This window comes from Rhizobacter sp. P2_D12 (genome assembly GCF_056404395.1).
This window is the reverse complement of sequence record NZ_JBFUEB010000311.1, coordinates 1-1,121: the sequence shown is the minus strand read 5'-3', so window position 1 is coordinate 1,121 and position 1,121 is coordinate 1. Positions and strand designations below refer to the sequence as shown.

The following is a 1,121-nucleotide window of genomic DNA, read 5'->3' as shown; positions in this document are numbered from 1 at the left end:
CACCCAGCCCGATCGCGCCGCTGCCGTGCAGCGTGCAGGTGCCGCGGCGCAGCGCGACGATCTCGGAATCGCTGGAGAAGCGCACGTAGGTGCCGTTGTAGCTGAGGTCGGTCAGCTGGAAGGCGCCGCCGTGCCAGTCGATGCGCGCATGCGAGCGCGACACGCGCGAATCGTCGATGCAGTAGGTGGCCTGCGGGCTGCGGCCCAGCACCACCGGCAGGCTGGGGCCGGCGTAGACGCGGTTCAGGTCGAGCCAGCTCAGGCGGATGCCTTCGGGCTCGTTGTGGGTGGGCAGCAGGTCGCCATAGGCCGTGGCCGCGGTGTCGCCGAAACGCCGCCCTTCGAGCAGGTAGACGTGCACCGGCTCGACGCGCCCGCGCAGCTGCACCCGGTCGAGGCTGCGAAAGCGCGCGGTGTTCTCGGCATCCTGGGCCGCGAAGACGGTGGCGGTGGCCAGCGTCTCGTTGTCGCCGGCATGGTCGAGCAGGCGCGCCGCGACGTTCACCGCGTCGCCGAAGCAATCGCCCGACATCGCGACCACCTCGCCATGCGCCAGCCCGACCTGCAGCTTCAGTACCGGCGTGCGTGCGGGCGCGATCGCGGCCGGCGTGGTGGGCGGGACGATGCGGTCCAGCGACTCGTGCATGCCGTCGGCGGCGGCGACCGCTTCGGTCGGGCTTTCGAACACCGCCATCAGGCCGTCGCCCAGCGTCTTCACGACGGTGCCGCGGCAGCTGGCGACGACATGGGCCAGCAGGGCCACGCTGTGCGTGACGACCGTGGTGGCCTCGGCATTGCCCAGCGTCTCGTACAGCGCGGTGCTGCCGCGCAGATCGGCAAACAACACGGTGCGCTGCAGGATCTGGGTCATAAGCGTGAAGTTTATGGCAACTGGACGCCGATCGAAGACGTGAAAAAGGCCCCGAAAGCAGTGCTCGCGGGGCCTTTGCAGGGAAGCGACGGATCAGAGATTGTCCAGATACGTGCGCAGCTTATCCGACCGGCTCGGGTGCTTGAGCTTGCGGATCGCCTTGGCCTCGATCTGGCGGATGCGCTCGCGCGTCACGTCGAACTGCTTGCCGACCTCTTCCAGCGTGTGGTCGGTGCTCATCTCGATGCCG

The 1,121-nt window shown here is 68.9% G+C and carries 2 protein-coding genes; both read right to left on the bottom strand.

Annotated elements, in window-relative coordinates; translation table 11 throughout:
• A partial coding sequence (locus AC1DYN_RS32690; RefSeq protein WP_477966990.1) for an adenylate/guanylate cyclase domain-containing protein occupies nucleotides 1–871 on the bottom strand: 871 nt, incomplete at its 3' end.
• A gap of 93 nt (nucleotides 872–964) precedes the next feature.
• Nucleotides 965–1,121 (bottom strand): sigma factor-like helix-turn-helix DNA-binding protein (locus tag AC1DYN_RS32685; protein WP_477966992.1); only part of this gene is annotated, 157 nt, incomplete at its 5' end.